This is a genomic window from Jeongeupia chitinilytica, assembly GCF_014652315.1.
Taxonomy (GTDB): domain Bacteria; phylum Pseudomonadota; class Gammaproteobacteria; order Burkholderiales; family Chitinibacteraceae; genus Jeongeupia; species Jeongeupia chitinilytica.
This window is the reverse complement of record NZ_BMYO01000001.1, coordinates 257201-280050: the sequence shown is the minus strand read 5'-3', so window position 1 is coordinate 280050 and position 22850 is coordinate 257201. Positions and strand designations below refer to the sequence as shown.

Annotated in this window: 23 protein-coding genes, 3 tRNA genes and 3 pseudogenes; 8 read left to right on the top strand and 21 right to left on the bottom strand. The window is 62.3% G+C overall.

The genetic code is table 11. The annotated features are described in order from the left end of the window. Positions 1-294 precede the first annotated feature (294 nt). From IE097_RS19205 to IE097_RS01380, 4 genes and pseudogenes are all read right to left on the bottom strand, one after another. Positions 295-1179 (bottom strand): annotated as a pseudogene (locus IE097_RS19205) (transposase); the annotation flags it as partial. Positions 1180-1298: 119 nt separating this feature from the next. Beyond that, a complete protein-coding gene (locus IE097_RS01390; RefSeq protein ID WP_189458347.1) occupies positions 1299-1808 on the bottom strand; it encodes a flavin reductase family protein in 510 nt (169 codons plus the stop codon). A 114-nt stretch (positions 1809-1922) separates the two neighbouring features. Next, entirely contained in the window at positions 1923-2951 is a 1029-nt protein-coding gene (locus tag IE097_RS01385) for a methionine synthase (RefSeq protein WP_189458346.1), read from the bottom strand. A 27-nt stretch (positions 2952-2978) separates the two neighbouring features. Continuing rightward, positions 2979-3956, bottom strand: a complete 978-nt coding sequence (locus IE097_RS01380) for a DUF1852 domain-containing protein (protein ID WP_189458345.1) — start codon at positions 3954-3956, stop codon at positions 2979-2981. Positions 3957-4216: 260 nt separating this feature from the next. On the opposite strand from IE097_RS01380, the gene IE097_RS01375 reads away from it, so the two are divergent. The 3 genes from IE097_RS01375 to IE097_RS01365 are packed head-to-tail and all read left to right on the top strand — an operon-like array spanning position 4217 to position 5136. Next, complete coding sequence (locus tag IE097_RS01375) at positions 4217-4480, top strand: transposase (protein ID WP_189458344.1); 264 nt, start codon at positions 4217-4219, stop codon at positions 4478-4480. Between the two features lie 35 nt (positions 4481-4515). Beyond that, positions 4516-4728 (top strand): IS3 family transposase, encoded by a 213-nt coding sequence (locus IE097_RS19565; protein WP_373295728.1) that lies wholly within the window; start codon positions 4516-4518, stop codon positions 4726-4728. Between the two features lie 24 nt (positions 4729-4752). Further along, on the top strand, positions 4753-5136 hold the full coding sequence (locus IE097_RS01365) for a DDE-type integrase/transposase/recombinase (RefSeq protein ID WP_268247073.1): 384 nt from the start codon (positions 4753-4755) through the stop codon (positions 5134-5136). A gap of 13 nt (positions 5137-5149) precedes the next feature. On the opposite strand, the pseudogene IE097_RS01360 reads toward IE097_RS01365, so the two are convergent. Together IE097_RS01360 and IE097_RS01355 are read right to left on the bottom strand one after the other, a co-directional pair. Further along, positions 5150-5584 (bottom strand): annotated as a pseudogene (locus IE097_RS01360) (IS3 family transposase); the annotation flags it as partial. Between the two features lie 46 nt (positions 5585-5630). Beyond that, positions 5631-6247: pseudogene (locus tag IE097_RS01355) on the bottom strand (transposase). 154 nt (positions 6248-6401) lie between these two features. On the opposite strand from IE097_RS01355, the gene IE097_RS01350 reads away from it, so the two are divergent. Then, entirely contained in the window at positions 6402-6671 is a 270-nt protein-coding gene (locus tag IE097_RS01350; RefSeq protein ID WP_189458341.1) for a hypothetical protein, read from the top strand. Between the two features lie 131 nt (positions 6672-6802). Here the strand turns inward: IE097_RS01350 and IE097_RS01345 are convergent, their stop codons facing one another. From IE097_RS01345 to IE097_RS01315, 7 genes are all read right to left on the bottom strand, one after another. After that, positions 6803-6940 (bottom strand): hypothetical protein, encoded by a 138-nt coding sequence (locus tag IE097_RS01345; RefSeq protein WP_189458340.1) that lies wholly within the window; start codon positions 6938-6940, stop codon positions 6803-6805. A gap of 237 nt (positions 6941-7177) precedes the next feature. Continuing rightward, positions 7178-7253, bottom strand: a tRNA-Glu gene (locus IE097_RS01340). Between the two features lie 16 nt (positions 7254-7269). Beyond that, positions 7270-7346: transfer RNA gene (locus IE097_RS01335), tRNA-Arg, on the bottom strand. A gap of 39 nt (positions 7347-7385) precedes the next feature. Next, positions 7386-7479 (bottom strand) — tRNA-Ser (locus IE097_RS01330). Positions 7480-7548: 69 nt separating this feature from the next. Further along, a complete protein-coding gene (locus IE097_RS01325) occupies positions 7549-8772 on the bottom strand; it encodes an aspartate kinase (protein ID WP_189458339.1) in 1224 nt (407 codons plus the stop codon). A gap of 147 nt (positions 8773-8919) precedes the next feature. Next, positions 8920-9990: an alanine racemase gene (gene alr, locus IE097_RS01320; protein WP_189458338.1), complete on the bottom strand. Its 1071-nt coding sequence runs from the start codon at positions 9988-9990 to the stop codon at positions 8920-8922. A 33-nt stretch (positions 9991-10023) separates the two neighbouring features. Continuing rightward, positions 10024-10659, bottom strand: a complete 636-nt coding sequence (locus tag IE097_RS01315) for a DedA family protein (protein WP_189458337.1) — start codon at positions 10657-10659, stop codon at positions 10024-10026. Between the two features lie 170 nt (positions 10660-10829). On the opposite strand from IE097_RS01315, the gene lplT reads away from it, so the two are divergent. Then, a complete protein-coding gene (gene lplT, locus IE097_RS01310) occupies positions 10830-12122 on the top strand; it encodes a lysophospholipid transporter LplT (RefSeq protein WP_189458336.1) in 1293 nt (430 codons plus the stop codon). Between the two features lie 3 nt (positions 12123-12125). On the opposite strand, the gene IE097_RS01305 is transcribed toward lplT, so the two are convergent. From IE097_RS01305 to IE097_RS01295, 3 genes are all read right to left on the bottom strand, one after another. Then, positions 12126-13757 (bottom strand): tannase/feruloyl esterase family alpha/beta hydrolase, encoded by a 1632-nt coding sequence (locus tag IE097_RS01305; protein WP_189458335.1) that lies wholly within the window; start codon positions 13755-13757, stop codon positions 12126-12128. A 60-nt stretch (positions 13758-13817) separates the two neighbouring features. Continuing rightward, on the bottom strand, positions 13818-15107 hold the full coding sequence (locus IE097_RS01300) for a hemolysin family protein (protein ID WP_229797355.1): 1290 nt from the start codon (positions 15105-15107) through the stop codon (positions 13818-13820). A gap of 113 nt (positions 15108-15220) precedes the next feature. Further along, complete coding sequence (locus IE097_RS01295) at positions 15221-16987, bottom strand: ATP-binding protein (RefSeq protein WP_189458333.1); 1767 nt, start codon at positions 16985-16987, stop codon at positions 15221-15223. 117 nt (positions 16988-17104) lie between these two features. Here IE097_RS01295 and IE097_RS01290 point away from each other — a divergent pair, with 117 nt between their 5' ends. From IE097_RS01290 to IE097_RS01280, 3 genes are all read left to right on the top strand, one after another. Next, a complete protein-coding gene (locus tag IE097_RS01290; RefSeq protein ID WP_189458332.1) occupies positions 17105-17446 on the top strand; it encodes a hypothetical protein in 342 nt (113 codons plus the stop codon). A 112-nt stretch (positions 17447-17558) separates the two neighbouring features. Further along, positions 17559-18026: a cupredoxin domain-containing protein gene (locus IE097_RS01285; RefSeq protein ID WP_189458331.1), complete on the top strand. Its 468-nt coding sequence runs from the start codon at positions 17559-17561 to the stop codon at positions 18024-18026. Between the two features lie 79 nt (positions 18027-18105). Then, positions 18106-18537, top strand: coding sequence for a DUF411 domain-containing protein (locus IE097_RS01280; RefSeq protein WP_189458330.1), 432 nt, complete (start codon positions 18106-18108; stop codon positions 18535-18537). 51 nt (positions 18538-18588) lie between these two features. On the opposite strand, the gene motD is transcribed toward IE097_RS01280, so the two are convergent. From motD to IE097_RS01255, 5 genes are read right to left on the bottom strand one after another with little or no spacing between them, the layout of a single operon-like run. After that, positions 18589-19380, bottom strand: a complete 792-nt coding sequence (gene motD, locus IE097_RS01275) for a flagellar motor protein MotD (RefSeq protein ID WP_189458329.1) — start codon at positions 19378-19380, stop codon at positions 18589-18591. A 2-nt stretch (positions 19381-19382) separates the two neighbouring features. Continuing rightward, positions 19383-20324: a S49 family peptidase gene (locus IE097_RS01270; protein WP_189458328.1), complete on the bottom strand. Its 942-nt coding sequence runs from the start codon at positions 20322-20324 to the stop codon at positions 19383-19385. A 20-nt stretch (positions 20325-20344) separates the two neighbouring features. Continuing rightward, positions 20345-20713, bottom strand: a complete 369-nt coding sequence (locus tag IE097_RS01265; RefSeq protein ID WP_189458327.1) for a Rieske (2Fe-2S) protein — start codon at positions 20711-20713, stop codon at positions 20345-20347. Continuing rightward, positions 20706-21362 carry an HAD-IA family hydrolase gene (locus IE097_RS01260; protein ID WP_189458326.1) on the bottom strand — a complete coding sequence of 219 codons (657 nt, stop codon included), beginning with the start codon at positions 21360-21362 and terminating at the stop codon, positions 20706-20708. The genes IE097_RS01265 and IE097_RS01260 overlap by 8 nt, the downstream gene beginning before the upstream one ends. Continuing rightward, a complete protein-coding gene (locus IE097_RS01255; RefSeq protein WP_189458325.1) occupies positions 21359-22306 on the bottom strand; it encodes an RluA family pseudouridine synthase in 948 nt (315 codons plus the stop codon). Before IE097_RS01255 ends, IE097_RS01260 begins: the two co-directional genes overlap by 4 nt. Positions 22307-22850 lie beyond the last annotated feature (544 nt).

Genomic DNA, 22850 nt, shown 5'->3' with positions numbered 1-22850 from the left:
GTCACTGGCGCATCCACCGGAAGGTCCGGCCACGCCGGCCCGAATCGGGTTCGAATCCGTACCCGTACCGGCGGAACGTGCGCCCGCAGTCCGGCTCGGTCGAGTACCCAAGGCAACGGAGAGCTGGTGAAACGTGAATATCTGGAACGGGGAATGCGGAAAACAGCAGGGTGACTTCGCAAAGTGGATCGCGGCGTAACAGAAAGGCAGGAAGGAGACGTTTGACTGCCGAAAGCCTGTGCTTGAAAAGCATCAAGATGGCGTCCCCACGGGTGATCGCGCTTAACCTCGGCGTCCACGCCGATGCGCCCAGCTCAGCATCGCCCGACCGCAGCACGCCTTGCCGTTATCGGTGCGAATGATCCGTGGCAAGCCACGCCAGAATCCCAGCCGATCCGGTTGCCGTGTCAGCACTTCGCCACTGATGGCTCCTTCCGGAATCACCGCCACCGCTTCGTGAGGCGCGTCGCCGACGATGGTCAGGCATTTGATCACCCGGCCTTCGGCGGAGCGGTCGAACACGAAGTCCATCGACCAAACCTCGTTGGCAGCCAGTGGCCGCAGCAGCGGCTGTCGCTCGGCCGGCGGCACCTTCTTGCGTTTGCGTCGCCGTACCTGCAACCCCGCCAGCGCGTACAGCCGTTCGCCCCGCCCATGGTTCACCGCCCAGCCGCTCCGGCGCAGCTTCTGGTAGATCATTCCGGTACCGCAGCGGCGATGGCGCTGCGCCAGCTCGATGATCCCGTTGTCGCAACGTACCGTTCCGATCCGGCCCGGCCTGGGCTGGGCTGGGCTGGGCTGGGCTGGGCTGGTAGCGAAAAGCGCTCGGACTCATCCGGGCGATGCGCAGCGCCCAGCGCTCGCTCAGGCCTCGCCCGGGCAGGAACCGCACCAGCTCGCGCCGAGCCGGCGCGATCACCACTTCTTTTGCTACGCTTCCTTGGCGATCTCGTTCTCGAGCATGGCATTGGCCAGCAGGCGCTTGAGGCGGGCGTTCTCGGCCCCGAGTTCCTTGAGCCGTTTGGCATCCGACACACTCATGCCGCCGAACTTGCTACGCCACAGGTAGTAGCCGGCTTCGGAGAAACCGTGCCCGCGGCACGGTTCCTTGATCGGCAGGCCTGCTTCGGCTTCACGCAGGAAGCCGATGATCTGTTCTTCGGAAAAGCGTTTCTTCACGTCCACTCTCCTTGATGTAAGGGATTGGACTCTAAAGCTGCGCGCCACTCAAACCTGGGGGGGCGTCGGCAAGGCGCTCTAATGACTGAAGAGTAAAGGAGGGCTGCGGGGATAAATGATCAAACTGCGTTATGCACAGCGAGGTTGCAATACCGACCCTTGAAATAAAGCAATGGTTGCGTAGCGGTGGCTTCTTGCAAGTTCAGTGCTTTCACCTCACCAATGACGATCAAGTGATCACCTGCGGCATGTTCGGTGTGAATTTCGCAATCAAGCCAATGCAGGCTACCGGCAATGATAGGATTACCCAGCGGCGACTCCTGGCATTCGACGCCATGCCACTTGTCAGCCCCCTGCCGGGCGAACTGGTTGGAAATCCCGACTTGCTCACCCGACAGTATATTGACTGCGAATCGGCCTGCCCGGCGAATTTTCGGGTAGCTGTACGAATTGGACATCACGCTAAATGACACAAGCGGCGGGCTCATCGACACACTATGGAACGACTGGCAGGTGAAACCAATCGGCTCATCATCAATGCATGATGTAATCACCGTGATGCCGGATGCGTAGTGCCCGAGCGCTTCGCGAAAGCGTAGCGGCTCGATGGCAGGACTAAGATGTGACATGGCAGATCCTGAATATTGGGTCCGACTCGAAAGTGCTCGGGAAGGTCAGAAACACCCCTATCATTCAGGTCGACCTCATCCTTCCCATACAGCACTTTCTGATGCAGCCTGGCGCTAGATCGAAAGCTCCCTACGGACGATCTCTGCGCCTGCGCTCAACGCATTCAGCTTGGCTCTTGCGACGCGACGTGACAAGGGAGCCATCCCGCAATTGGTGCAAGGACAGAGCTTGTCGGCGTCGACAAACTGAAGTGCCTTCCGCAGCGTATTGGCCACTTCCTCCGGAGTCTCAACGGTATTGCTGGCCACATCAATGGCCCCCACCATCACTTTTTTGCCGCGAATGAGCTCCATCAGCTCCATGGGCACGCGGGAGTTGTGGCACTCCAGGGAGATGATGTCGAGACTGGAGGCTTGCAGCTTAGGGAAGATTTCTTCGTATTGCCGCCACTCCGATCCCAGCGTTTTTTTCCAGTCGGTATTGGCCTTGATGCCATAGCCATAGCAAATATGCACGGCGGTTTCGCACTTGAGCCCTTCAACCGCCCTTTCCAGAGCGGCAATCCCCCAGTCATTCACCTCGTCAAAGAACACATTGAATGCAGGCTCGTCAAACTGAATGATGTCAACACCGGCCGCCTCCAGTTCTTTGGCTTCCTGGTTGAGGGTTCTGGCGAATTCCCAAGCCAGTTTTTCCCGGCTTTTATAGTGCGCATCATAAAGCGTATCGATCATAGTCATCGGGCCTGGCAGTGCCCATTTGATCGGCTGACTGGTTTGCTGACGCAAGAACCGGGCGTCTTCGACAAATACCGGCTTCTGACGACTGACAGCCCCCACCACCGTCGGCACGCTCGCATCGTAGCGATCTCGAATCCTGACGGTTTCACGTTTCTGGAAATCAACGCCATCGAGGTGTTCGATAAACGTAGTGACAAAGTGTTGGCGCGTTTGCTCGCCATCGCTGACGATATCGATACCGGCTTGTAGTTGCTCCTGCAACGACAAACGCAAGGCATCCTGTTTGCCGTCAGTCAATTCTTCGTCCTGCAATTTCCAAGGCGACCACAGTGTCTCAGACTGTGCAAGCCACGAGGGTTTGGGCAGACTGCCGGCAGTCGAAGTAGGCAGCAATTTTTTCATGATGGGCAACCTTGTGTATTTTCTGGATCAATGCGCGTAGTTGGCAGCCCACTTCTCAAGAACGGCGCGATGCGGCTTGACGAAGCACTCTTCGGCAAATTTTCCCTGCTCAATTGCCAGCCGGCTCCGCTCTTCACGATCATAAATGATCTGTGTAACCGAATGATCGGGGTTTTTCAGATCGGGCTTGTAGCATGCCCCCGCTGCTGCATTGGCATTGTAAATTTCGGGCCGGTAAATTTTCTGGAATGTTTCCATCGTACTGATGGTGCTGACCAGTTCGAGATTGCTATAGTCGTTCAGCAAATCACCAAAGAAGTAGAACGTCAGCGGCGCAACGCTATTGGGTGGCATGAAGCAACGAACCTGCAAGCCCATTTTCTTGAAATAGCTTTCCGTTAACGATGACTCATTGGGCTGATACTCAAAACCAAGCACCGGGTGCTGATTTCCTGTGCGATGGTAAGTCTTGCTTTCGGAAACGCTGAGGCAAATGACCGGCGGCTTGGCAAAATTCTGCTTGTATGCATCCGAACTCACGAAAGACTGAAATAACTTTCCGTGCAGATCGCCAAAATCATCCGGAATACTGAATCTGGGTTGGTTTTTGTTGTGCTCCAGCAGCAATACGCTGAAATCATAATCCCGCACATAAGAAGAGAAATTGTTTCCTACGATGCCTTCGATGCACCTGTTGGTCTTGCGATCAACAATATTTGTCTTCAGTATTTCAATCGCAGGGAAGGCATTACCATCGTTCTCGAGGTTCATTTCGACGGAAATGATTTCAAGCTCCACCGAGTAACGATCCCCACTGGGATTATCCCAATGCGCCTGGGCATTGAAGCGACTGTCAATCATCCTCAAGGCGTTGCGCAGGTTCTCTTGACGCCTCTCCCCTCTGGCCAGATTCGCAAAATTGGTCGTGATGCGCGTACTGTCCGATGGATGATAGTTTTCATCGAAACGAATGCGCTTGATGGCGAATGTAAACGCTTTACTCATTGCAAATTTGCACCCTGATTCCCGAGAAAAACCCGGGCTCACTTTCCGGTGTTTCCAGCTTATTCCGGCGGTCTTGATCGGCAGTCTTATATTGCCCACAGTCAAGTGGCTGCACGCATTTTATGCCAGGTGCTCAATGAATAAAAATGATCTAACTTCATTGAAGCATTAGTTTTAGTCATGGTCTGGTGTGTTGACCAGCCCCCCCGCATTTAGTCCGGTGACGATGTAGAGTCCGCTCCAAGAAAAAGGGAACGGTAATGAAGAAACGATTCACCGACGAACAGATCATCGGCATCCTCAAGAAAGGCGAAGCTGGCGCGAAACCGGCTGAACTATGCCGCAGATACGGCATCGCCGAGGCAACTTGGTACCACTGGAAGGCTAGGTACGCAGGCATGACTGTTGCCGAAGCGCAGCGGCTCAAGGAGCTCGAACAGGAGAACGATCGCCTCAAGCGATTACTGGCCGAATCGATGCTCGATAACGCGGCGTTGAAGGATCTGATCGGCCGAAAGTGGTAAGCCCGCAGACACGGCGTGACGCAGTGGCCATCCGGATGGGTGAGCGCGCAATGGGCGTCACTCGTGCCTGTGGGCTAGTCGGAGTTTCCCGTTCGCTTTTTCGCTATCAGCCCAGTTGTTCTGGCGATCACCAGTTGCGCGGCTGGTTGATCAAATTGGCAAGACAAAGGCGCCGCTTTGGCTATCGCCGCTTGCACGTGCTGTTGCAGCGCGAAGGCTGGCACGTCAATCACAAGCGCATCTGGTAGCTGTATCGGGCGGAAGACCTGAGTGTGCGGCGACGCAAGCGCAAACGGATTGCCGGCGTCGAGCGCACACCACGTATCCCACCGAGCAGACCGAACCAGAGCTGGTCGATGGACTTCATCAGCAATGATCCGGCCTATGGTCAGCGGTTCCACAGTCTGAATATCGTCGATGACTTCACCCGTGAGTGTGTGGCCATCGAGGTCGACACCTTGCTACACGGTGTACGGGTGGTGCATGTACTGGAACGCTTGCGGGAGATACGGGGATTACCGGCGCCGATCACCGTCGACAATAGCCCGGAATTTGCCGGGCTTGCGCTGGATGCTTGGGCTTATCAGGCCAGCTCGACACTGTCGTTCATCCAGCCCGGCAAGCCGGTGGAAAATGGACTGCCCCGGGTTCAGTAGACAAATCCCAGCCTCACGCCACAGCCCGTTCAAAGGCCTCGGGACTGACGCCGCCCAGATGGCTGTGGCGGCGGTTTCGGTTGTAAAACGCTTCGATGTAATCGAACACGTCGGACTTGGCCAGATCGCGGGTCTTGTAAATCCGCTTGCGAATGCGTTCCTTCTTCAGGCTGCTGAAAAACGATTCCGCCACTGCATTATCCCGGCAGTTGCCGCGTCGGCTCATGCTCGGTTCCAGCTTGTTGGCGGCGCAGAAACGGCGCCAGTCGTCGCTGCCATATTGCGAGCCTTGGTCGGAGTGGATCAGCACACGGCCAATCGGCTTGCGCCACCAGACCGCCATCAGCAAGGCATCGATCGCCAGCTCCCGGGTTATGGTCGGTTTCATCGACCAGCCAACGACTTTGCGGGAATACAGGTCAATCACCACGGCCAAGTTGACCTGCCCCCAGTTTCAGGGCCAATCGTGGCTTAGCCGGTCCGGGGGTTGATGATTACTTTTCTTGCTTCATTCGTGGCTGGCCCGCACGCCAGCCAGCGGCAAACTCGGCCGGCGTCTGGTTGCCAATACTGCTGTGCGGTCGGCACTCGTTGCAATCCCTTCGCCAAGCTGCAATCCGGATTCTGGCCTCCATAAGCGAACAGAACCAGTGTTCGTTCAGGCATTCATCTCTGAACTTGCCGTTGAAGGATTCGATGAAGGCGTTCTGCGTCGGCTTGCCCGGTTGGATCAGTTTCAACCTGATCCCGCGCTGATACGCCCGCTGATCCAGCACCTTGCCGGTAAATTCCGGCCCCTGATCCGCCCGGATTGCCGCAGGATAGCCACGAAACCGGGCCATCTCGTCGAGCGCCCGGATCACCCGGCCGCCGCTGATGCCGTGGTATCCAGATGCGCTTCGGCCAGCAGCTTCTTCAGCCGGCTGTTCTCCAGCTCCAGGTCCTTCAGCCGACGGATCTCGGGCGTAGTCATGCCGCCGAATTTGCTGCGCCAGGTGTAGAACGACGCGTCGCTAAAGCCGTGCCGCCGGCACAGTTCCTTCACCGGTACGCCGGCTTCGGCCTGTTTGAGGAAATCGAGAATCTGTTCGTCGGTAAAGCGCTTCTTCACTGCCGTCTCCTAGTCGGAAAACGGACTCTACTAAGTTCGGCCTGGCCCTGAAATCGGGGAGCAGGTCAGCACCTCGAACCGAACTCGAAGTGGTTCGTGCCGGTGCAACAGTCCTTGCATGGACGGGCGGCCGTGCGAAGCCAGAGTCGGCCCGATGCAACGCTTGGGATTGCCCCAGCCGATCGGCATAATCGATCTGCCTGAGGGCAATGCCTTGTACTACGCCGGACATCTGGTCTGGAAGCGGGTCAACGAGCGAATCGATGGTGCCTATATCGAAGGATGCGAGTATCGACCACGTTCGGAGTGGCCGATCCAGCGAGATGCGCATCCAGCAATGGTCAGCGACGCAGAAGCCAAGCTGATTCTGTCGCGCCGACAACAGCGCCGCACCAAAGGCAGGCGAAGCAGACTGAGCCCCTAGCTGTTCAGCGGTCTGCTGTATTGCGGATGCGGCCAGCCGGTTTACGGCAGTGCCGGCTTCTACCGCGACAATGGCAAGCGTGGCGAGCGGCGCACTGCCAGAACCAGCTTGAACAAGCGACGCTGACCACTTTACTGACTCAAGTACTCAGCGACGAAGCGATCCGGTAAACGGTTGGTATGGTCATCCGGCAATTGGCGCAGCTCGCCGAACGCAGCGAGAACGATCCGGCGCAGACCAAGCGCATCCGGCAGCGCCTTGAACAGCACATCCGCTCAGAGAAGAAATCGCGCAGCTGGAACAGGCGCTACAACGCACCAACGGCCCAAGATCGGCAACGTCGACGACGCGGCAGTTCGGCGCTTTGTGCAGCAGCTGTGTATTGATTCGAATGATGGGGAAACAGAAACAAGGAAGGCGTTGCTGCGGGCGACTGTATGCCGTGCAACGGTGTCGGCAGGCGAGATCTACTGTATACCGATGGAAGCTCTTAACCGGGGTCAAGATGGCGTCCCCACGGGGATTCGAACCCCGGTAGTCACCGTGAAAGGGTGGTGTCCTAGGCCTCTAGACGATGGGGACGAGGCAGGAGAAGAAATGGTGCACCCGGAGCGATTCGAACGCCCGACCCTCTGGTTCGTAGCCAGATACTCTATCCAACTGAGCTACGGGTGCACGCTTACTTTCCATTTACTGCGGTACTGCGAGGTCCGCTGGCGGAGACGGAGGGATTCGAACCCTCGATAGAGGTTTTGGCCCCTATGCTCCCTTAGCAGGGGAGTGATTTCAGCCACTCATCCACGTCTCCGTCAAGGGAGGCTGGATATTACCTGTGGTCCGAAAACCCGTCAACCGCCTTGGCGGACTTTTTGCCAAATCAGCCCTTGTCGAGGCCGAATGCCTTGTGCAGCACGCGCACGGCCAGCTCGAGGTACTTCTCGTCGACAATGACCGAGATCTTGATTTCCGAGGTCGAAATCATCTGGATGTTGATGCCCTCTTCGGCCAGCGTGCGGAACATCGTCGCCGCAACGCCGACGTGCGAGCGCATGCCGACACCGACGATCGAGATCTTGCAGATCTTGTCGTCACCGTCGATCTGCGCCGCGCCGATGTGCGCCTGCACGCCTTCGAGCACCTTGATCGTGCGCGCCAGATCCGGCTTCGGCACGGTGAAGCTGAAGTCGGTGGTACCGTCCTTGCCGACGTTCTGGATGATCATGTCGACGTCGATGTTGGCATCCGAAACCGGGCCGAGGATCTGGTAGGCGATACCGGGCTTGTCCGGCACGCCGGTCACGTTGATGCGGGCTTCGTCACGGTTGAAGGCGATGCCGGAGACGACGGGCTTTTCCATGTTCGGGTCTTCCTCGAAGGTAATCAGCGTGCCCTCACCCTCTTCCTGGAACGAGGACAGCACGCGCAGTTTCACGTTGTACTTGCCGGCGAACTCCACCGAGCGGATTTGCAGCACCTTGGAGCCGAGGCTGGCCATCTCGAGCATTTCCTCGAAGGTGATGGTCTTGAGCTTCTTGGCTTCGGGCACGACGCGCGGGTCGGTGGTGTACACGCCGTCGACGTCGGTATAGATCTGGCACTCGTCAGCCTTCAGCGCCGCGGCCAGCGCCACGCCCGAGGTGTCCGAGCCACCGCGCCCCAGCGTGGTGATGTTGCCTTCCGGATCCACGCCCTGGAACCCGGCGACGATGACGACGCGGCCGGCGTTCAGGTCGGCACGCATCGCCTCGTCGTCGATCGACTGGATGCGGGCCTTGGTATGGGTGGAGTCGGTCAGGATCTTGACCTGGCCACCGGTGTACGACTTGGCGTCGACGCCCTGCTCTTTCAGCGCCATCGCCAGCAGACCGATGGTGACCTGTTCGCCGGTCGAGACGATCACGTCGAGTTCGCGCGGATCGGGGTTCGCCTGGATTTCCTTGGCGAGCGCGATCAGCCGGTTGGTTTCACCGCTCATTGCGGAAACGACGACGACGATGTCGTGGCCCTGGGCCTTGAACTTGGCGACGCGCCGCGCGACATTCTTGATGCGCTCGGGCGTGCCAACCGAGGTGCCGCCGTACTTCTGGACGATCAATGCCATGATGCAACCTGCAGGTTGAATGAAATGAGGAATCTGGCCCGAACCACCGGGCCGTCAGCAATACACGACAGATTCCGGTGGGAAAAGTGCCAAAACGAAAGATTGTAATGAAAGCCGTCGGGGTTTACGAGACCGATCGACCAGCCGTTACAGCGTCCGGACCGGCACCCGCGGCGCGACCGCACACATCAGCTCGTAGCCGATGGTGCCGGCTGCGGTCGCCACCTCGTCGATCGGCAGCCGCTTGCCCCATAACTCCACCGGCGAACCGGTCCGCGCCTCGGGCAGCCCGCTCAGATCGACAGCGAGCATGTCCATCGAGACACGGCCGAGCAGCCGGGTACGCACTCCACCGACGAGCACCGGCGTACCGGTCGGGGCATGCCGCGGATAGCCGTCGGCATAGCCGCAGGCAACGATCCCGACCCGCATCGGCCCGGCCGCGGTAAATGCCGCGCCGTAGCCGACGGAGTCACCGGCCTTGAGGCACTGCACACCGATGATTTCGCTTTCCAGACTCATTGCTGCCACCAGGCCCAGCGATGCGGCACTGCGGTGCGCGAACGGCGTTGCCCCGTAGAGCGCCACGCCGGGACGGACCCAGTCCCGGTGAACCTGAGGAAAGTCGAAGGTCGCGGCCGAGTTGGCGAGCGTCATCGGCAGACCGAGCCCGCCGGCCACGGCGTCGAAACGCGCCAATTGCGACGTGATGCCCTGTTCGGGATTGTCGGCGGTCGCGAAGTGCGTCATCAGCGTGACGCTGGCGACATTGGCACAGGCCTGCAGCCGGGCGACGACGGCCGGCGCGGTTTCGGCCACGAAACCGAGCCGGTTCATGCCGGTATTGAGTTTGAGGTAGATGTCCAGTGGCCGGGGTAACGCCAGCGTTTCCAGCCATTGCAGCGCCTGCTCCTCGTGCACGGCGACGGTCAGCGCATGCTGCGACGCCAGCAGCAGCTCGCCGGCGCTGAACACGCCCTCCAGCAGCAGGATGGGCTGAGCGACACCGGCCTCACGCAAGGCCACGGCGCGATCGAACTCGAGCAGCGCAAAACCGTCGGCGTCCGGCAGGGCCGCGGCAACACGCTCCAGCCCGTGGCCGTAGCCGTTGGCCTTGGTCACCGCGTAGACCTTCGAACTGGGCGCCAGCGCCTTCATCCGGTGATAGTTGTGGGCAATGGCAGCGGGGTCGATCAGGACCTGAATGGGGCGGGACATGGCGAACGGGCGGATCGGGTGGAAAACGGAACGTCAGGGGCGGTCTTGAGCGGTCTGCGCGGCGCGGCTGCAGCGGCGGTGCCGCCAGTACCAGACACCGACGATGACGGCGACCAGCGCGACCAGGACCATGATGCCGGCCTGTCCGCGTTTCAGCCACAGCAGCAGCCACTCGTGGTTGTAGGCACCGTAGTAGCCGAGATAGACCCACACGGGCACGCTGATCAGCGCGGCAAAACCGTCGAGCAACAGGAAGCGCCAGTACGAAACACAGTGGCTCATGCCGGCGGAAAGGAAGATCGGCGAACGCAGGCCGGGCAGGAAGCGGGCGACGAAGAGCACCCGGTTGCCGTAACGGGAAAACTTGTCCTGGACCGCCGCATAACGCTCGGGAGTCATGATCCGCGCCACCCAGCGCCACTTCAGTACGCGGGCACCGTAATAGCGGCCGAGCAGGAACATGACCGAGTCGCCAACCAGCACGCCGGCCATGCCGACGAAAAACATGGTGTGCACGTCGGCATAGCCGAGCCCGGCGATGATGCCGCCGGCAACGAGGGTGATGTCCTCGGGAATCGGCACGCCAAAACCGCAGGCCAGCAGGACAAGGAAAACGGCCAGATAGCCGTAGTCGGTGAAGACGCTCACCAGCAGTGACAGTGAATCCATTATCGGCGCGCGGGAGCGGGAGCAGAAACGGTCCCCATCTTAGCACGCGAGTACAGCCAGCCGGCCATAGTCTCCGGACAGCCCCCGCCAGCCGGCACCGATCGGAACAAGGCGCCGGGCAAGGCAAACGTGTTATAAACCGGACGTCTCCGCACCGGTACGATCACCGCATGGACCGTGGATTTTTCCTGATACTGGGCGCGCAGTTCCTGTCCGCACTCGCCGACAACGCGCTGTTCATTGCCGCGCTGGCGCTGCTCAGGGAACAGCTTGCACCCGAATGGCATCTGTCGATGCTGCTGTGGTGCTTTACCGTGTCCTACGTCGTGCTGGCGCCATTTGCCGGCTCCTTTGCCGATTCGATGCACAAGGGCCGGGCGATGATGATCTGCAACGGCATCAAGCTCGCCGGCGGCGTCGGCATGCTGGTCGGCCTCCCGCCGATCTTTGCCTATGCCGTGGTCGGCTTCGGCGCCGCGGCCTACAGCCCCGCCAAATACGGGCTGATCACCGAGTACCTGCCCCACGACAAGCTCGTCGAAGCCAACGGCTGGCTCGAAGGCGCAACGGTCGCCGCCATCATTTTCGGCACGGTGCTCGGCGGCTTCCTGACCGGCGCGCAGATGGCAGGCTTCCTGCACAAGCTGCACCTGCCCTGGCCTGCGACGACGGCCGAACTCGCCATCGTCGTCATCGTCGCCATCTATCTCGCCGCCGCGTGGCTGAACCACTACATTCCTCGGCTCAACGTCCAGCTCAAGCCGATGATCCACGGCCCGGTGCAGATGACCCGGGATTTCATCGGCTGTGCACGCCGCCTCTGGCTCGACCCGCAGGGGCAATTGTCGCTGGCGGTGACCACGCTGTTCTGGGGCGCCGGCGCGACAATGCGGCTGGTGGTGCTCAACTGGGCCGTGATCTGGCTGGCGTACAGCATGGAAAAGGCGACGATGCTGATTGCCGTCGTCGCCTTCGGCACGGCCTTCGGTGCCGTGATTGCCGGCCGCTTTGTGCCGCTCAAGCGCGCATTCTCGGTGCTGCCGGCCGGCATCGCCATGGGCATGCTGGTGATGAGCATGCTGCTGGTCTACGACGGCACCGTCGCCGCGACGCTGATGTTCATCGTCGGTGCACTCTCCGGATTTTTCGTCGTACCGCTCAACGCCATGCTCCAGCACCGCGGCTACCTGCTGATGGGCGCCGGCCATTCGATCGCGGTGCAGAACTTCAACGAAAACCTTGGCATTCTCGCCATGGTCGGCATTCACGCGTTGCTGGTGAAATACCTGAGCACGCCGCTGCCGGCGGACGCTTCGGCGCTGCAGGTCCGGCACTTCGGCAGCAGCGGCCTGCCGCCGATGACGCTCATCGTGCTCGGCTTCGGACTGTTCGTGGCCCTGATGATGGTACTGATCACCGTCAGCTACCGGCGCGGCCTGCGCGCCGGCGTGATGCACGACTGAGGGCTAGTCCTTCACGCATTCGAAGCTGGCCGCAACGTTGACATCGCCCGAGCGGTAGCGCGGCCACGCCGGATACCGGCACAACGGCCGGGTCCGGCCGAGCGTGCCGGCATTGGCATCCGCGACGACCTCCGCCCCCGGCGCCACCCCATCGACGACCCAGCGATCCAGCGCGGCCAGCGAATCCCACGATGCCTTGAACGCGCCGTTGACGTGGCCGTACCCCGGAATCACGTAGAAGCGCGTGAATGCGTCGGTCGCCGCACTGCCCATACCTGCCCTGACCCGCTCCATGTAATCGATCGTCGCCCGCGTGCTGACCAGGGCATCGGCCGCACCGTGCAGCACGATCAGCTTGCCGCCACGACCGGCAAAACGGCCCAGGTCCGTCCGGTTGACGTCCTGCAGAGCGGTCAGCACGCTGATCCGCCCCGCTTCCGGCCCGGCCCGCTCGGGGTCGAGCTTGCGCGAATCGAAGGCCGGATCGCGGGTGACGCCAAAGCGAACCCAGTGATCCCAGAACTGGGACAGGTACGGTTGCCCAAGTTGCGCCGGGCTTGTCGGTGCCTGGCTCCCCCAGCCGAGGAAGCCGCGCAGGTCGGCACCGCTGAGCACATTGAAGCCGGGATAGCCGGTTTCGCCACTGGCCACCGGATAATGCAGGCGCATCGGCGTCGCCATCGTCGATACCGCGGCGATCTGCGCGTCGGACAGACAGTGATCACCGAGATCGCGGCCCTTGGCGCAACGCAGCGACTTTGCCGTAAAGCGGCAGGCATCCGGCCGGCTGATCAGCCCGTCTCGTGCGCCGTCATTGGCGTCGCAGGCGGCGATTTGCGCCTGGTACAACAAGGTCTGTTTGGCCGGATCAAGATAGGCGCCGGGCTGCGCCAGCGCACGCGCAATCCGGCCGAAGGCAAGATCCAGGGTCGCGGCATTCCAGGCCGGATACGCCGAAATCACGCCATCGTAATCGTCCGGCCAGCGCTGCACGACGGCGAATGCCTCGCGCCCGCCGGTCGAACCACCGGCAAAGTAGCGCTGCACCGGTGCGCGGCCGTAGTAGGTCGTCAGCAGCTGCGTCGCCACGTCGTGCGTCTTCTTCAGCGCATCACCGGCAAAGTTGTGTAGCGCCTCGTCGTTCTGCAGGAATCGGCCGTCGAGCGAACGCGTTGCCGGATCGTCGCTGTACGGGGGCGCGGCTTCATGGCCGCTGTCGCTGCCAAACGTCGCATATCCGCGTGCCAGCGGCACTGGCACGTTCAGCGGCGGTGCCGGCACGTTACCGGTCGCGGCAACAACAGTGCCGTTGTACCCCCCGCCCCCGAGGTGCAGCGACTTGCCGTTCCAGTTCGACGGCAATCCCAGCTCGAAGCGGATCGGCGGCGCATCCGGGTCGACCGGATCGATCCGGCCCTGAACGCGGCAGTACTCGACGGTACTGCCCGGCACCGGAAGCCACGCTGCACCGTCGACCACGGCGCCCCGGGTCGGCAGCGCGATGGCCGAGGCCGCCAGTTGCCGGCCCTTGAGCGCTTCGCAGGCCTCGCCCTCGGGTTTGACCGGGGTTCGGGACGGTAATTGGGCACAGCCGGCCAGACCGCCCGCCAGCGCGCAGATCCACAACATTCGCATTGCCAATGCTCCGCTTCAAGACGGTTCAGCATAGGCAACACTGTCGAAATCTGTCAGCGGCTAATCGCCGCGCGAAATACTCGTCGGCATCACCCGAACGCTGACGATGCGCGGACCGTGCATTTTCTTGACGACGACGTCGAAGCCGTCGAATGACAGCCGCTCGCCCTCTTCGGGCAGCCGTCCGAGCTTTTCCTGAATCAGTCCGCCAACCGATTCGACTTCCGGGCTGTCGACATCGATGCCGAGCGCGCGCGACAGCGTGAACAGCGGCAGCGAGCCCTTGCCGATCAGGCTGCCGTCGTCCAGCCACAGCCAGTCGTTGTGGGTCTGGCGGAATTCGTCACGGATTTCGCCGACCAGCACGCCGAGCAGGTTGTCGAGCGTAATGAAGCCGTACGGCGGTTCGCCTTTCGGGCCTACCACGGCGAAGTGCACCGCACCACCGCGGAAACGCCGCAGCAGCTCGTCCGCCGGCAGATCCTCGCTGACGCGCAGCGCCGGGCGCAAATGGGCGTCGAGTTCGGGCTCGTCTTCGTCATTGCTCAGCAGCAACAGGTCCTTGACGTGGACCATGCCGAGCACGTGGTCGTCCTCACCGACGACCGGATAGCGGCTGAAACGGTGTGCACGAATGGTCTCGAGCTGCTTGGCCCACGGCGCGTCGAACTGCAGCGTCACCGCCTCCGAGAACGGACGCATCAGGTCGGCCACGGTGAGCTTGCCGAAGTCCAGCGAATGCGCCAGCACGCGCATCGCGTCGCTGTTGTACGACGGATCGTCGCGATTGGCACGCAGGATCAGCTTGAGTTCCTCGGCCGAATAATGGCTTTCGTGACCGTGACCGACATCAAGCCGGATCAGTTTCAGCACCCAGAACGCGCTCTTGTTGAGCAGCCAGATCGCCGGATACATCCCCCAGTAGAACGCAAACAGCGGTGCCGCGGTCCACAGGCCGACTTTTTCGGCCATGCGGATGGCCATCGACTTCGGCGCAAGTTCGCCGACGACAATGTGCAGGAAGGAGATCGTGCTGAACGCAAACACGAAGGAGACGGTATGGATCAGCTTCGGACTGCCGACCCCCAGCCAGGCGAATACCGGTTGCAACAGGGCTGCGAATACCGGCTCGCCGACCCAGCCGAGACCGAGCGAGGCCAGCGTGATGCCGAGCTGGCAGGCAGAGAGATAGGCATCGAGGTCGTGATGGACCCGGGAGAGCATGCGGCCACGCAGGCCCCAGGTCTTGGCAATGGCCTTGACCCGGGTGGGGCGCAATTTGACGAGACTGAATTCGGCGGCAACGAAGAAGCCGTTGAGGAAGACCAGGAGCAGCGCTCCGGCAAGCATGAGGAACTGACTAAGTGCAGGGTCCATGTGATCGAGGCGGGGCCTCGTGGCTGACGAAAACGGTTACCGAATGTACACGATGACCCGCGGATTGTCGCGCCGGAGGCGCCCGCTCAGCGCCCCGCCAGCTCACCCGCTGCCACACGCGACAGCAGTCGTGCCAGTGCTTCCTGTTGCAACGGTTTTTCGAGGAAATCGTCCATGCCGGCGATCAGGCAGGCGGTCTTTTCCTCGACGATACCGTTGGCCGACAGTGCGACGATCGGTATACGCGGCCGGCCGGTCACATCCTCGGCGCTGCGGATGCAGCGCGTTGCGGCAAGGCCGTCGAGCTCGGGCATCTGCAGGTCCATCAGGATCAGGTCCAGCCCGCCGGCACGTGCGGCCTCGATTGCCTGCTGGCCGTTCCCGGCCAGGCAGACCCGGTGTCCCTGCGCCTGCAACAGCCGCTCGGCCACCAGCCGGTTGACCGGGTTGTCCTCCGCGACCAGCACCGACAGCGGCCGCGCCGCAGGTGGCCGGCTCGGCAACGCGCTGGCATCGCACGCCTGCAGCATCGCGGTGAAATGGAACACGCTGCCACCGCCGGGGTTGGCCTCGACCCACAGCTCGCCCTGCATCATCCGCACCAGACGGCGTGAAATCGACAGCCCGAGGCCGGTACCGCCGTACTGGCGAGAAATCGAACTGTCGGCTTGCGAAAAGGCCTCGAAAATCCGTCCGACCTGTGCCGACGGTATGCCGATGCCGGTATCGGCAACGCTGGCATGCCATTCGACGATGTCGGCTTCGCGCGGATGCAGCGCAATCCGCACGTCGATCCGTCCCTGCGGCGTGAACTTGAGGGCATTGCCGATCAGGTTGACGAAGATCTGCTTCAGCCGCACCGGGTCGCCGTACAACGCCGACAGCAGCGGGACGTCCGGCCACTGCAGTTCCAGTCCGCGCAGCTGTGCCTGCGGGCCGAACATCCGCGCCAGCGCATCGATCATTTCCTGCGGCGAGAAGGGCTGCGGCGACAGATTGAAATGACCGGCTTCGATCCGCGACAGGTCGAGCACGTCGTTGACCAGCGTCAGCAGCGCATCGGTTGATGACCGGATCACCGTAACCTGCTCGCGACTGGCCGCATCCAGCGACTGATGCTCGAGCAGTTGCGCCATGCCGACGATGCCGTTCATTGGCGTGCGGATTTCGTGACTGATATTGGCCAGGAACTCGCTTTTTGCACGACTCGCCGCCTCGGCTTCGTGCGTGGCGACGCGCAGCTCGTCGATCAGGCCGCCCTTTTCGATCTCCAGCTCGATGGCCTCGGCGAGCATCCGGTTGTAGAAGCCGGCGCTGCGCAGCACGGTGTAGAGGAACAGCAGGGACATGACGGCGATCAGCGGATCATAGGCTTCGCCGTTGGCGAGGGCGGTAATCGTGACCGGCAGCACCAGCATGATGGCGTAGAAGCGCAAGGCCGGCAGCACCGGCGACAGAATGGGCACCGCACCGGCGACCATGCCGCAGACCACCAGCGAGACGATCAGCCGTGGTGCAGGCGGCATGCCGAACATGAACGCCAGCGCCCCGCCGCCCCACCACAGCGCCACCAGCACGGTGCCGATCAGGTAGCGCCTGCGCCAGAGCAGCGCCCTCGGCAAATCGACCGGCGCCCGGCGATAACCGATCGCGAGCCCGATACGCAGCGCCGACATCAGCAGCACCGGCAACAACCAGCCCAGCAGTTCGGCTCCGGGCAGTGCATCGCGCAGGCCGAAACACAGCAGCGAGGCGATCACCATACTCATCACCTGGCCGATGACGGCGTTGCAGTACAGCAGGCGGGTGGTGCGGATCAGCACGTCCGGATGTTGGCAGGGGGAGAAAAACATGCTGCGAATTCGGAACCAAGGGTGGCCAGTATAGTGCAGCAGGTGCGCGGCTTCGGTGACGCCGCGCCGGGCCGGGCCGTTTGCCAACACCGGTGACCCGAAATACACTGGCGGGGTATGTTCAAGTTTTCCGTCGCCCTTCGCCCTCGCCCGGGTCGCTGGCTGCTGCTGGCGCTGATGTGCCTGTTGCCGTGGCAGTCACTGTATGCCTCGGCTGCGCCGATGCACGTCACGGCGATGGCGCATGCAGAAGTGGCACAAAACAGCGACTGCCATGGCACGGCGGACAAGGCCGCCAAGGCCGATTGCGACAGCGTGCATTGCGCGGCATGTACTCCGCCGATCATCCATCGGCAAACGATGACCCTCCCCACCCTTGTCCCGGTTCGCGTCGCCACGGCGTTGCCGACCCCGCTCGACATCGTGCCGGCGCCGGCGCTGAAGCCGCCCAGGCGCTGATCCGTACTCGCGCCCTTCGGCGCACGCGCTCTCCCCCGGACATTCCGACCGGCGCAACGCATGCGTGCGCCTCGCGCACGATCACGCCGGTCGCAGACAAGGATTACCCACGATGAAATCCCGCGTTCTCGCCATGCTGGCCGCCCTCGCCATTTCGCCGGCCTTCGCCAGCGGCAGCCACGCCGGCGGTCATGACAGCTTCGGCCAGCCCGGCCGTGCCCCGGACGTCACCCGCACGGTCAAGGTCCGTACCCTCGACACCATGAAGTTCGAATTCGAGCCCGCCGTCGGCAAGATTCGCAAGGGCGAAACCATCCGCTTCGTCGTCAGCAATCCGGGCCAGTTGACGCACGAATTCGCCATCGGCGATGCCGCAAGCCAGCAAGCCCATGCGCAAATGATGCAGAAGATGCCCGGCATGCAGCACGACGGTGATCCGGGCACGGTATCGCTGGCCCCGGGCCAGAGCAAAACGCTGATCTGGAAGTTCGACCGGGCGGTAACCGGCGGCATCATCCTCGCCTGCCACGTCGCCGGGCATTACGAAGCCGGCATGCACACCAAGGTCGACCTGAAATAAACCCGCCAGCACATCTTCGACCTACCAGCCGCGCCCATGGGGCGCGGCCGCCAACAAGGATTCCGGAATGAAAAGCACGATGACGAATCGCACCCGCCTGTTCGGTGCCGCCTTGATCGCCCTGTCGGCAACGACGTGGGCTGCCCCTCAGGGCACGCTGTACAAATCGCCGGGTTGCGGCTGCTGCGGCGAGCACGCACGTTATCTCGAACAGCAGGGCTGGCAGATCAAGCAGATCGAAAGCAACGACATGTCGGCGATCAAGACGCGCTACGGCACGGCGGCGGCACCGTCGTGCCATACGCTGGTGGTCGGCAAGTATGCGATCGAAGGCCACGTCCCGGTCACGGCAATCGACAAGCTGATGAAGCAGCAGCCGAAGAACGTCAGGGCAATTGCAGCCCCCGGCATGCCGGCCAACAGCCCGGGCATGGGACCGTATACGCCGGGAACGATCGACGTCGTCGCCGTCGACGCGGCCGGCAAGGTCAAACCCTGGGGCAAGTTCTAAGTAGTGTTGTCGGTGCGCCCGTTCGGGCGCACCGACGTCCCGGGACAATGCTTACTGGCCGTTCGGTCTTGGCGTATCGGCCGGCGGCAGTACCGCGACCTCGTCCTTGTTGTCGGCGAGAATGTTCAGCGTGACCCGGCGATTGCGGGCACGGCCCTCGACGGTCTCGTTCTGCTCGACCGGGCGGAACTCGGCATAGCCGATCGCCACCATCCGCTTGGGGACAATGCCGTTCTCGGCGAACAGGCGGACGACGCTGGCCGCACGTGCCGCCGACAGTTCCCAGTTCGACGGATACTGCGTCGAGCGGATCGGCTGATTGTCGGTATGGCCTTCGACCTGAATCAGGTTGTCGTTGTCGCGCACCAGTTCGGCCACCGTTTTGAGCATGGTGACCGACGCCGCTTGCAGCTCGGCGCGTCCCAGGTCGAACAGCACGCTGTCGCTGATCTCGACGGCGATACCGCGCTTGGACTGCGTCACCCGGACCTTGCCCTGCTCGATCAGCGGCCCGAGTGCGCCGCGGATGTCGCCGGCCATGCCGCGCATCTTCTTCGCCTGTGCTTCGAGCTCCGGTGCACGCGGCGGCGCCGACGGGCTCACCTTCGGCTTCGCGCCGGCCTGAGCCTGGTTCGGCAACTGGATGACGCTGATGCTCGACGGCACTTCATTGCGGAACGCGCTGACAAGCGCGTCCGACAGCACCCGGTACTTGCCTTCGTTGACCGACGAAATCGCGTACATCACCACGAAGAACGCAAACAGCAGCGTGATGAAATCCGCATACGAGACCAGCCAGCGCTCGTGGCTCTCGTGTTCTTCGTCGTGTTTGCGTCTTGCCATGCTTACCTGACCGAATAGCCGAACAGCTGCGTACCCAGATGCGCGGCAGCGCTGACGCCCACCCGCTTGGCGAAGCGGTCCAGATAGCTCGGCTGCGTCGTGAAGTCGACGATGTTGTCGGCCTTGACGACATCACGCGCGACGCTGTCGACCGAGCCCAGCGCATCGACAAGCCCGAGCTTGATGCTGGTCGCACCGCTCCAGACCAGTCCGGAGAACAGGTCCGGCTCGTCCTGCGCCAGTTTCTTGCCGCGACCGGCCTTGACCGTATCGATGAACTGCTGATGGATCTCGTCAACCATGGCCTGCGCCTTGCCGCGCTGCTCTGCATTCAGCGGCGAGAACGGGTCCATGAACCCCTTGTTCTTGCCTGCGGTGACCAGACGGCGTTCGACGCCGACCTTGTCCATCGCACCGGTAAAGCCGAAGCCGTCCATCAGCACGCCGATCGAGCCGACGATCGACGCCTTGTCGGCAAAAATCCTGTCGGCGGCGACCGCGGCGTAATAGCAACCCGATGCACAGATGTCGTCGACCACCACATAGAGCGGCACCTTCGGATGCTGCTTGCGCAGTGCGCGCATCGCATCGTTGAGCTGACCGGCCTGCACCGGGCTGCCGCCGGGGCTGTTCACTTCAAGCACGACGGCCTTGGTATTGCGGTCATCGAACGCCGCCTTGAGGCCGTCGATCACCGGCGTAACATCCCCTTCGCCACCCGCGGCGATCTCGCCGTCAAGGCGGACCAGCGCGGTGTGCGGGCCGTTGGAAACGCTGTCGAGCTCTTTCTGTCCGAACCAGCCGAACAGCCCGGCCAACACCAGCAGCAGGACGGCAAAGCCCAGCAGCTTGAAGAAAATGCCCCAGCGACGCGCGCTGCGCTGCTCCTTGATCCCTGCCTGCAGCAGGTCGGTCAGCGCCTGGCGCTCCCACGGTTCTTGCATGGATTCGATGCCCTGTCGGTTCAATGGTGGTTTGCGGGATCGCTTGCACTCAGCCAGACGGCGCCGTCGCGTTCGTTCACGGCAATCGCGTTCAGCCGGCGCCCGGGACACGGCCCGCCGAGACAGACCCCGGTCTCTGGCGCATAGTAGGCGCCGTGGGTGGCGCAGACAAGATAGCGCCTTGATAGATCGAAGAATTCGCCGTCCCGATAGTCGAGTTCGACCGGAATGTGTGCGCAGGCATTTTCGTAGGCGTAGACCTTGCCGTCGTGGCGCACGACGAAGGCCGACCGCGTCGCCCCGTCACGGTCGAGACTGAAACGAACACCAAGACCGCCATCGACCAGCTCGTCGCTCCGGCAGATCGGTGCCGCAGCCTGCTCACCCATGAGCCAGCACCCAGCGCGTCAGCGCCGGAAAGTCGTCGAAAATCGCCAGCGGCGTGCAGGTCAGCAGCTGGTCGACCGGATGCGCACCGTAACTCATGCCGAGGCTCGCGCAGCCGGCATTGATCGCCAGTTGCAGGTCGTGCGTGGTATCGCCGATCATCACCGCGCGCTCGGCCCCGGTGAACGTCACGTCGAGCAGTTGTTCGAGCATGGCCGGATGCGGTTTGGAAAATGTCTCGTCGGCGGTTCGCGTCGCGACGAAGTAACGGTCCAGCCCGGTCGAGGCCAGTACACGATCAAGCCCGGCACGCGACTTGCCGGTCGCGACTGCCATTTCAAAACCCGCTTCGGCAAAGGCATCCAGGCCTTCCCGCACGCCATCGTAGAGCAGCAAGGCGTGATCGCCGGACAGATAGTGGTGCCGGTAGGCATCGACGATGCGTTTGATCGTGGCATCGTCGACACCGGGCGCCAGGTGCTGCATCGCCTCGTTCAGACCATAACCGATCACGTAGCGCGCATCCCGATCGGCCGGGATCGGCAGCCCCGCATCGGCAAAGGCCGCCTGGATCGACCGGGCGATGGTGCCGGTCGAATCCATCAGCGTGCCGTCCCAGTCAAAAACCAGCAGGTCGAAACGTCTACTCATTCGGCAAGGGTATCCAAATAGGTTTGCAGTTCCCCGGGCAGCGGCGCTTCCAGGGTCAGTTTCTCCGCCGTCAGCGGATGACTCAGCGTCAGGCGCCATGCATGCAGGAACATGCGCTTGAGGCCGGCACGCGGCAACAGCCGGTTCAACGCCGGATCGCCGTACTTGTCGTCCCCGAGAATGGGATGCCCGCTCTCGGCCAGATGCACGCGGATCTGGTGGGTCCGGCCGGTTTTCAGTTCGCACTCGAGCAGCGACGCATCGGCGAATTTCGCCTTGCGGTTGACGACGGTGTGCGAGGTCAGGCCATCGGCGGATTTTTTCACCCGGCGCTCGCCCCCGGGCGTTTCGTACTTCAGCAACTTGAAGCGCACGTGGCTGCGCGGCTCGGGCCAGACACCCTGCACCAGCGCCAGATAGCGTTTGTCGATCTGGTGGTTGTCGCGCAGCATCTCGTGCAGCTTGACCAGTGCCGAACGCTTCTTCGCGATCAGCAGCAGGCCCGAGGTTTCGCGATCGAGCCGGTGTACCAGCTCGAGGAATTTTGCCTGCGGTCGCTGCGCACGCAGCAGTTCGATCACGCCGAAACTGATGCCGGACCCGCCGTGCACGGCCACGCCGGACGGCTTGTTGATCGCGATCAGCGCGTCGTCCTCGAACAGGATTTCCAGCTCGAGCTGGCCGCTGGCCGCCTGCACCGCCGTGCTGGCCGGCTTTTCGGCCACACGCACCGGCGGAATCCGCAGCACGTCGCCTTCCGCAAGCCGGTACGTGACGTCGGTCCGACCCTTGTTGACCCGGACTTCGCCGCCGCGAACGATGCGGTAGATATGACTCTTGGGCACGCCCTTGAGACGGCGGATCAGGTAGTTGTCGAGGCGCTGCCCGGCCTCTTCCGGACCGATCTCAACGAATGTGACAGACGCTTTGCTCGTTTCAGACATATTGACTTATACTCGTTGGCACGCTGCCCGTTTTTGCAGGCCTCGCAGGCGAAATCGCTGCGTCGCCATCCGGTCAGCGCCGGCCATGAAATCCGGCCCGTTTTTCATCCCGTTCTTTGCCCCTTCGTCCGGATACGCCGGCGACTCCCTTCCCGCCGTACAGCATGCTGTACCCCTCCACCCCGATCTTTCATCGGGCCCGGAGCTGCGAGCGCGGGCATCGCCAGACGTCCTGTTTCGGGGGCCAAGTCCCGGGTTGCGGTTAATTTCGCTCACCGCAAAATAAGTAGCGATGGTAATTGATTCATACCATTCACGCACTCATCGGATTCCCGCCGGCGCCCCCTTTACGGCGTCGGCCAGCCCGGCCAAGCCGGCCCCGACATTGACCCTCAAATAGTCAGATTCTGGAGCCAGAACACCTCCCGTCGCCCCGCAACAGTCTTTTCCGCAAGATGTGCCGGTCGCCCCAATGGCGTCCCGCGACATCCCGCTAGCCGGGCGGCTGGCGTAGCCGGGCATCCCTGCCGTCAGTGCGTGCAGG

Bases quoted from the DNA above. Each gene is read 5' to 3' on its own strand.
- IE097_RS01390 (WP_189458347.1), bottom strand. From the start codon at position 1,808: ATGTCACATCTTAGTCCTGCCATCGAGCCGCTACGCTTTCGCGAAGCG.
- IE097_RS01385 (WP_189458346.1), bottom strand. From the start codon at position 2,951: ATGAAAAAATTGCTGCCTACTTCGACTGCCGGCAGTCTGCCCAAACCC.
- IE097_RS01380 (WP_189458345.1), bottom strand. From the start codon at position 3,956: ATGAGTAAAGCGTTTACATTCGCCATCAAGCGCATTCGTTTCGATGAA.
- IE097_RS01375 (WP_189458344.1), top strand. From the start codon at position 4,217: ATGAAGAAACGATTCACCGACGAACAGATCATCGGCATCCTCAAGAAA.
- IE097_RS19565 (WP_373295728.1), top strand. From the start codon at position 4,516: ATGGGTGAGCGCGCAATGGGCGTCACTCGTGCCTGTGGGCTAGTCGGA.
- IE097_RS01350 (WP_189458341.1), top strand. From the start codon at position 6,402: ATGCAACGCTTGGGATTGCCCCAGCCGATCGGCATAATCGATCTGCCT.
- IE097_RS01325 (WP_189458339.1), bottom strand. From the start codon at position 8,772: ATGGCATTGATCGTCCAGAAGTACGGCGGCACCTCGGTTGGCACGCCC.
- alr (WP_189458338.1), bottom strand. From the start codon at position 9,990: ATGTCCCGCCCCATTCAGGTCCTGATCGACCCCGCTGCCATTGCCCAC.
- IE097_RS01315 (WP_189458337.1), bottom strand. From the start codon at position 10,659: ATGGATTCACTGTCACTGCTGGTGAGCGTCTTCACCGACTACGGCTAT.
- lplT (WP_189458336.1), top strand. From the start codon at position 10,830: ATGGACCGTGGATTTTTCCTGATACTGGGCGCGCAGTTCCTGTCCGCA.
- IE097_RS01305 (WP_189458335.1), bottom strand. From the start codon at position 13,757: ATGCGAATGTTGTGGATCTGCGCGCTGGCGGGCGGTCTGGCCGGCTGT.
- IE097_RS01300 (WP_229797355.1), bottom strand. From the start codon at position 15,107: ATGCTTGCCGGAGCGCTGCTCCTGGTCTTCCTCAACGGCTTCTTCGTT.
- IE097_RS01295 (WP_189458333.1), bottom strand. From the start codon at position 16,987: ATGTTTTTCTCCCCCTGCCAACATCCGGACGTGCTGATCCGCACCACC.
- IE097_RS01290 (WP_189458332.1), top strand. From the start codon at position 17,105: ATGTTCAAGTTTTCCGTCGCCCTTCGCCCTCGCCCGGGTCGCTGGCTG.
- IE097_RS01285 (WP_189458331.1), top strand. From the start codon at position 17,559: ATGAAATCCCGCGTTCTCGCCATGCTGGCCGCCCTCGCCATTTCGCCG.
- IE097_RS01280 (WP_189458330.1), top strand. From the start codon at position 18,106: ATGACGAATCGCACCCGCCTGTTCGGTGCCGCCTTGATCGCCCTGTCG.
- motD (WP_189458329.1), bottom strand. From the start codon at position 19,380: ATGGCAAGACGCAAACACGACGAAGAACACGAGAGCCACGAGCGCTGG.
- IE097_RS01270 (WP_189458328.1), bottom strand. From the start codon at position 20,324: ATGCAAGAACCGTGGGAGCGCCAGGCGCTGACCGACCTGCTGCAGGCA.
- IE097_RS01265 (WP_189458327.1), bottom strand. From the start codon at position 20,713: ATGGGTGAGCAGGCTGCGGCACCGATCTGCCGGAGCGACGAGCTGGTC.
- IE097_RS01260 (WP_189458326.1), bottom strand. From the start codon at position 21,362: ATGAGTAGACGTTTCGACCTGCTGGTTTTTGACTGGGACGGCACGCTG.
- IE097_RS01255 (WP_189458325.1), bottom strand. From the start codon at position 22,306: ATGTCTGAAACGAGCAAAGCGTCTGTCACATTCGTTGAGATCGGTCCG.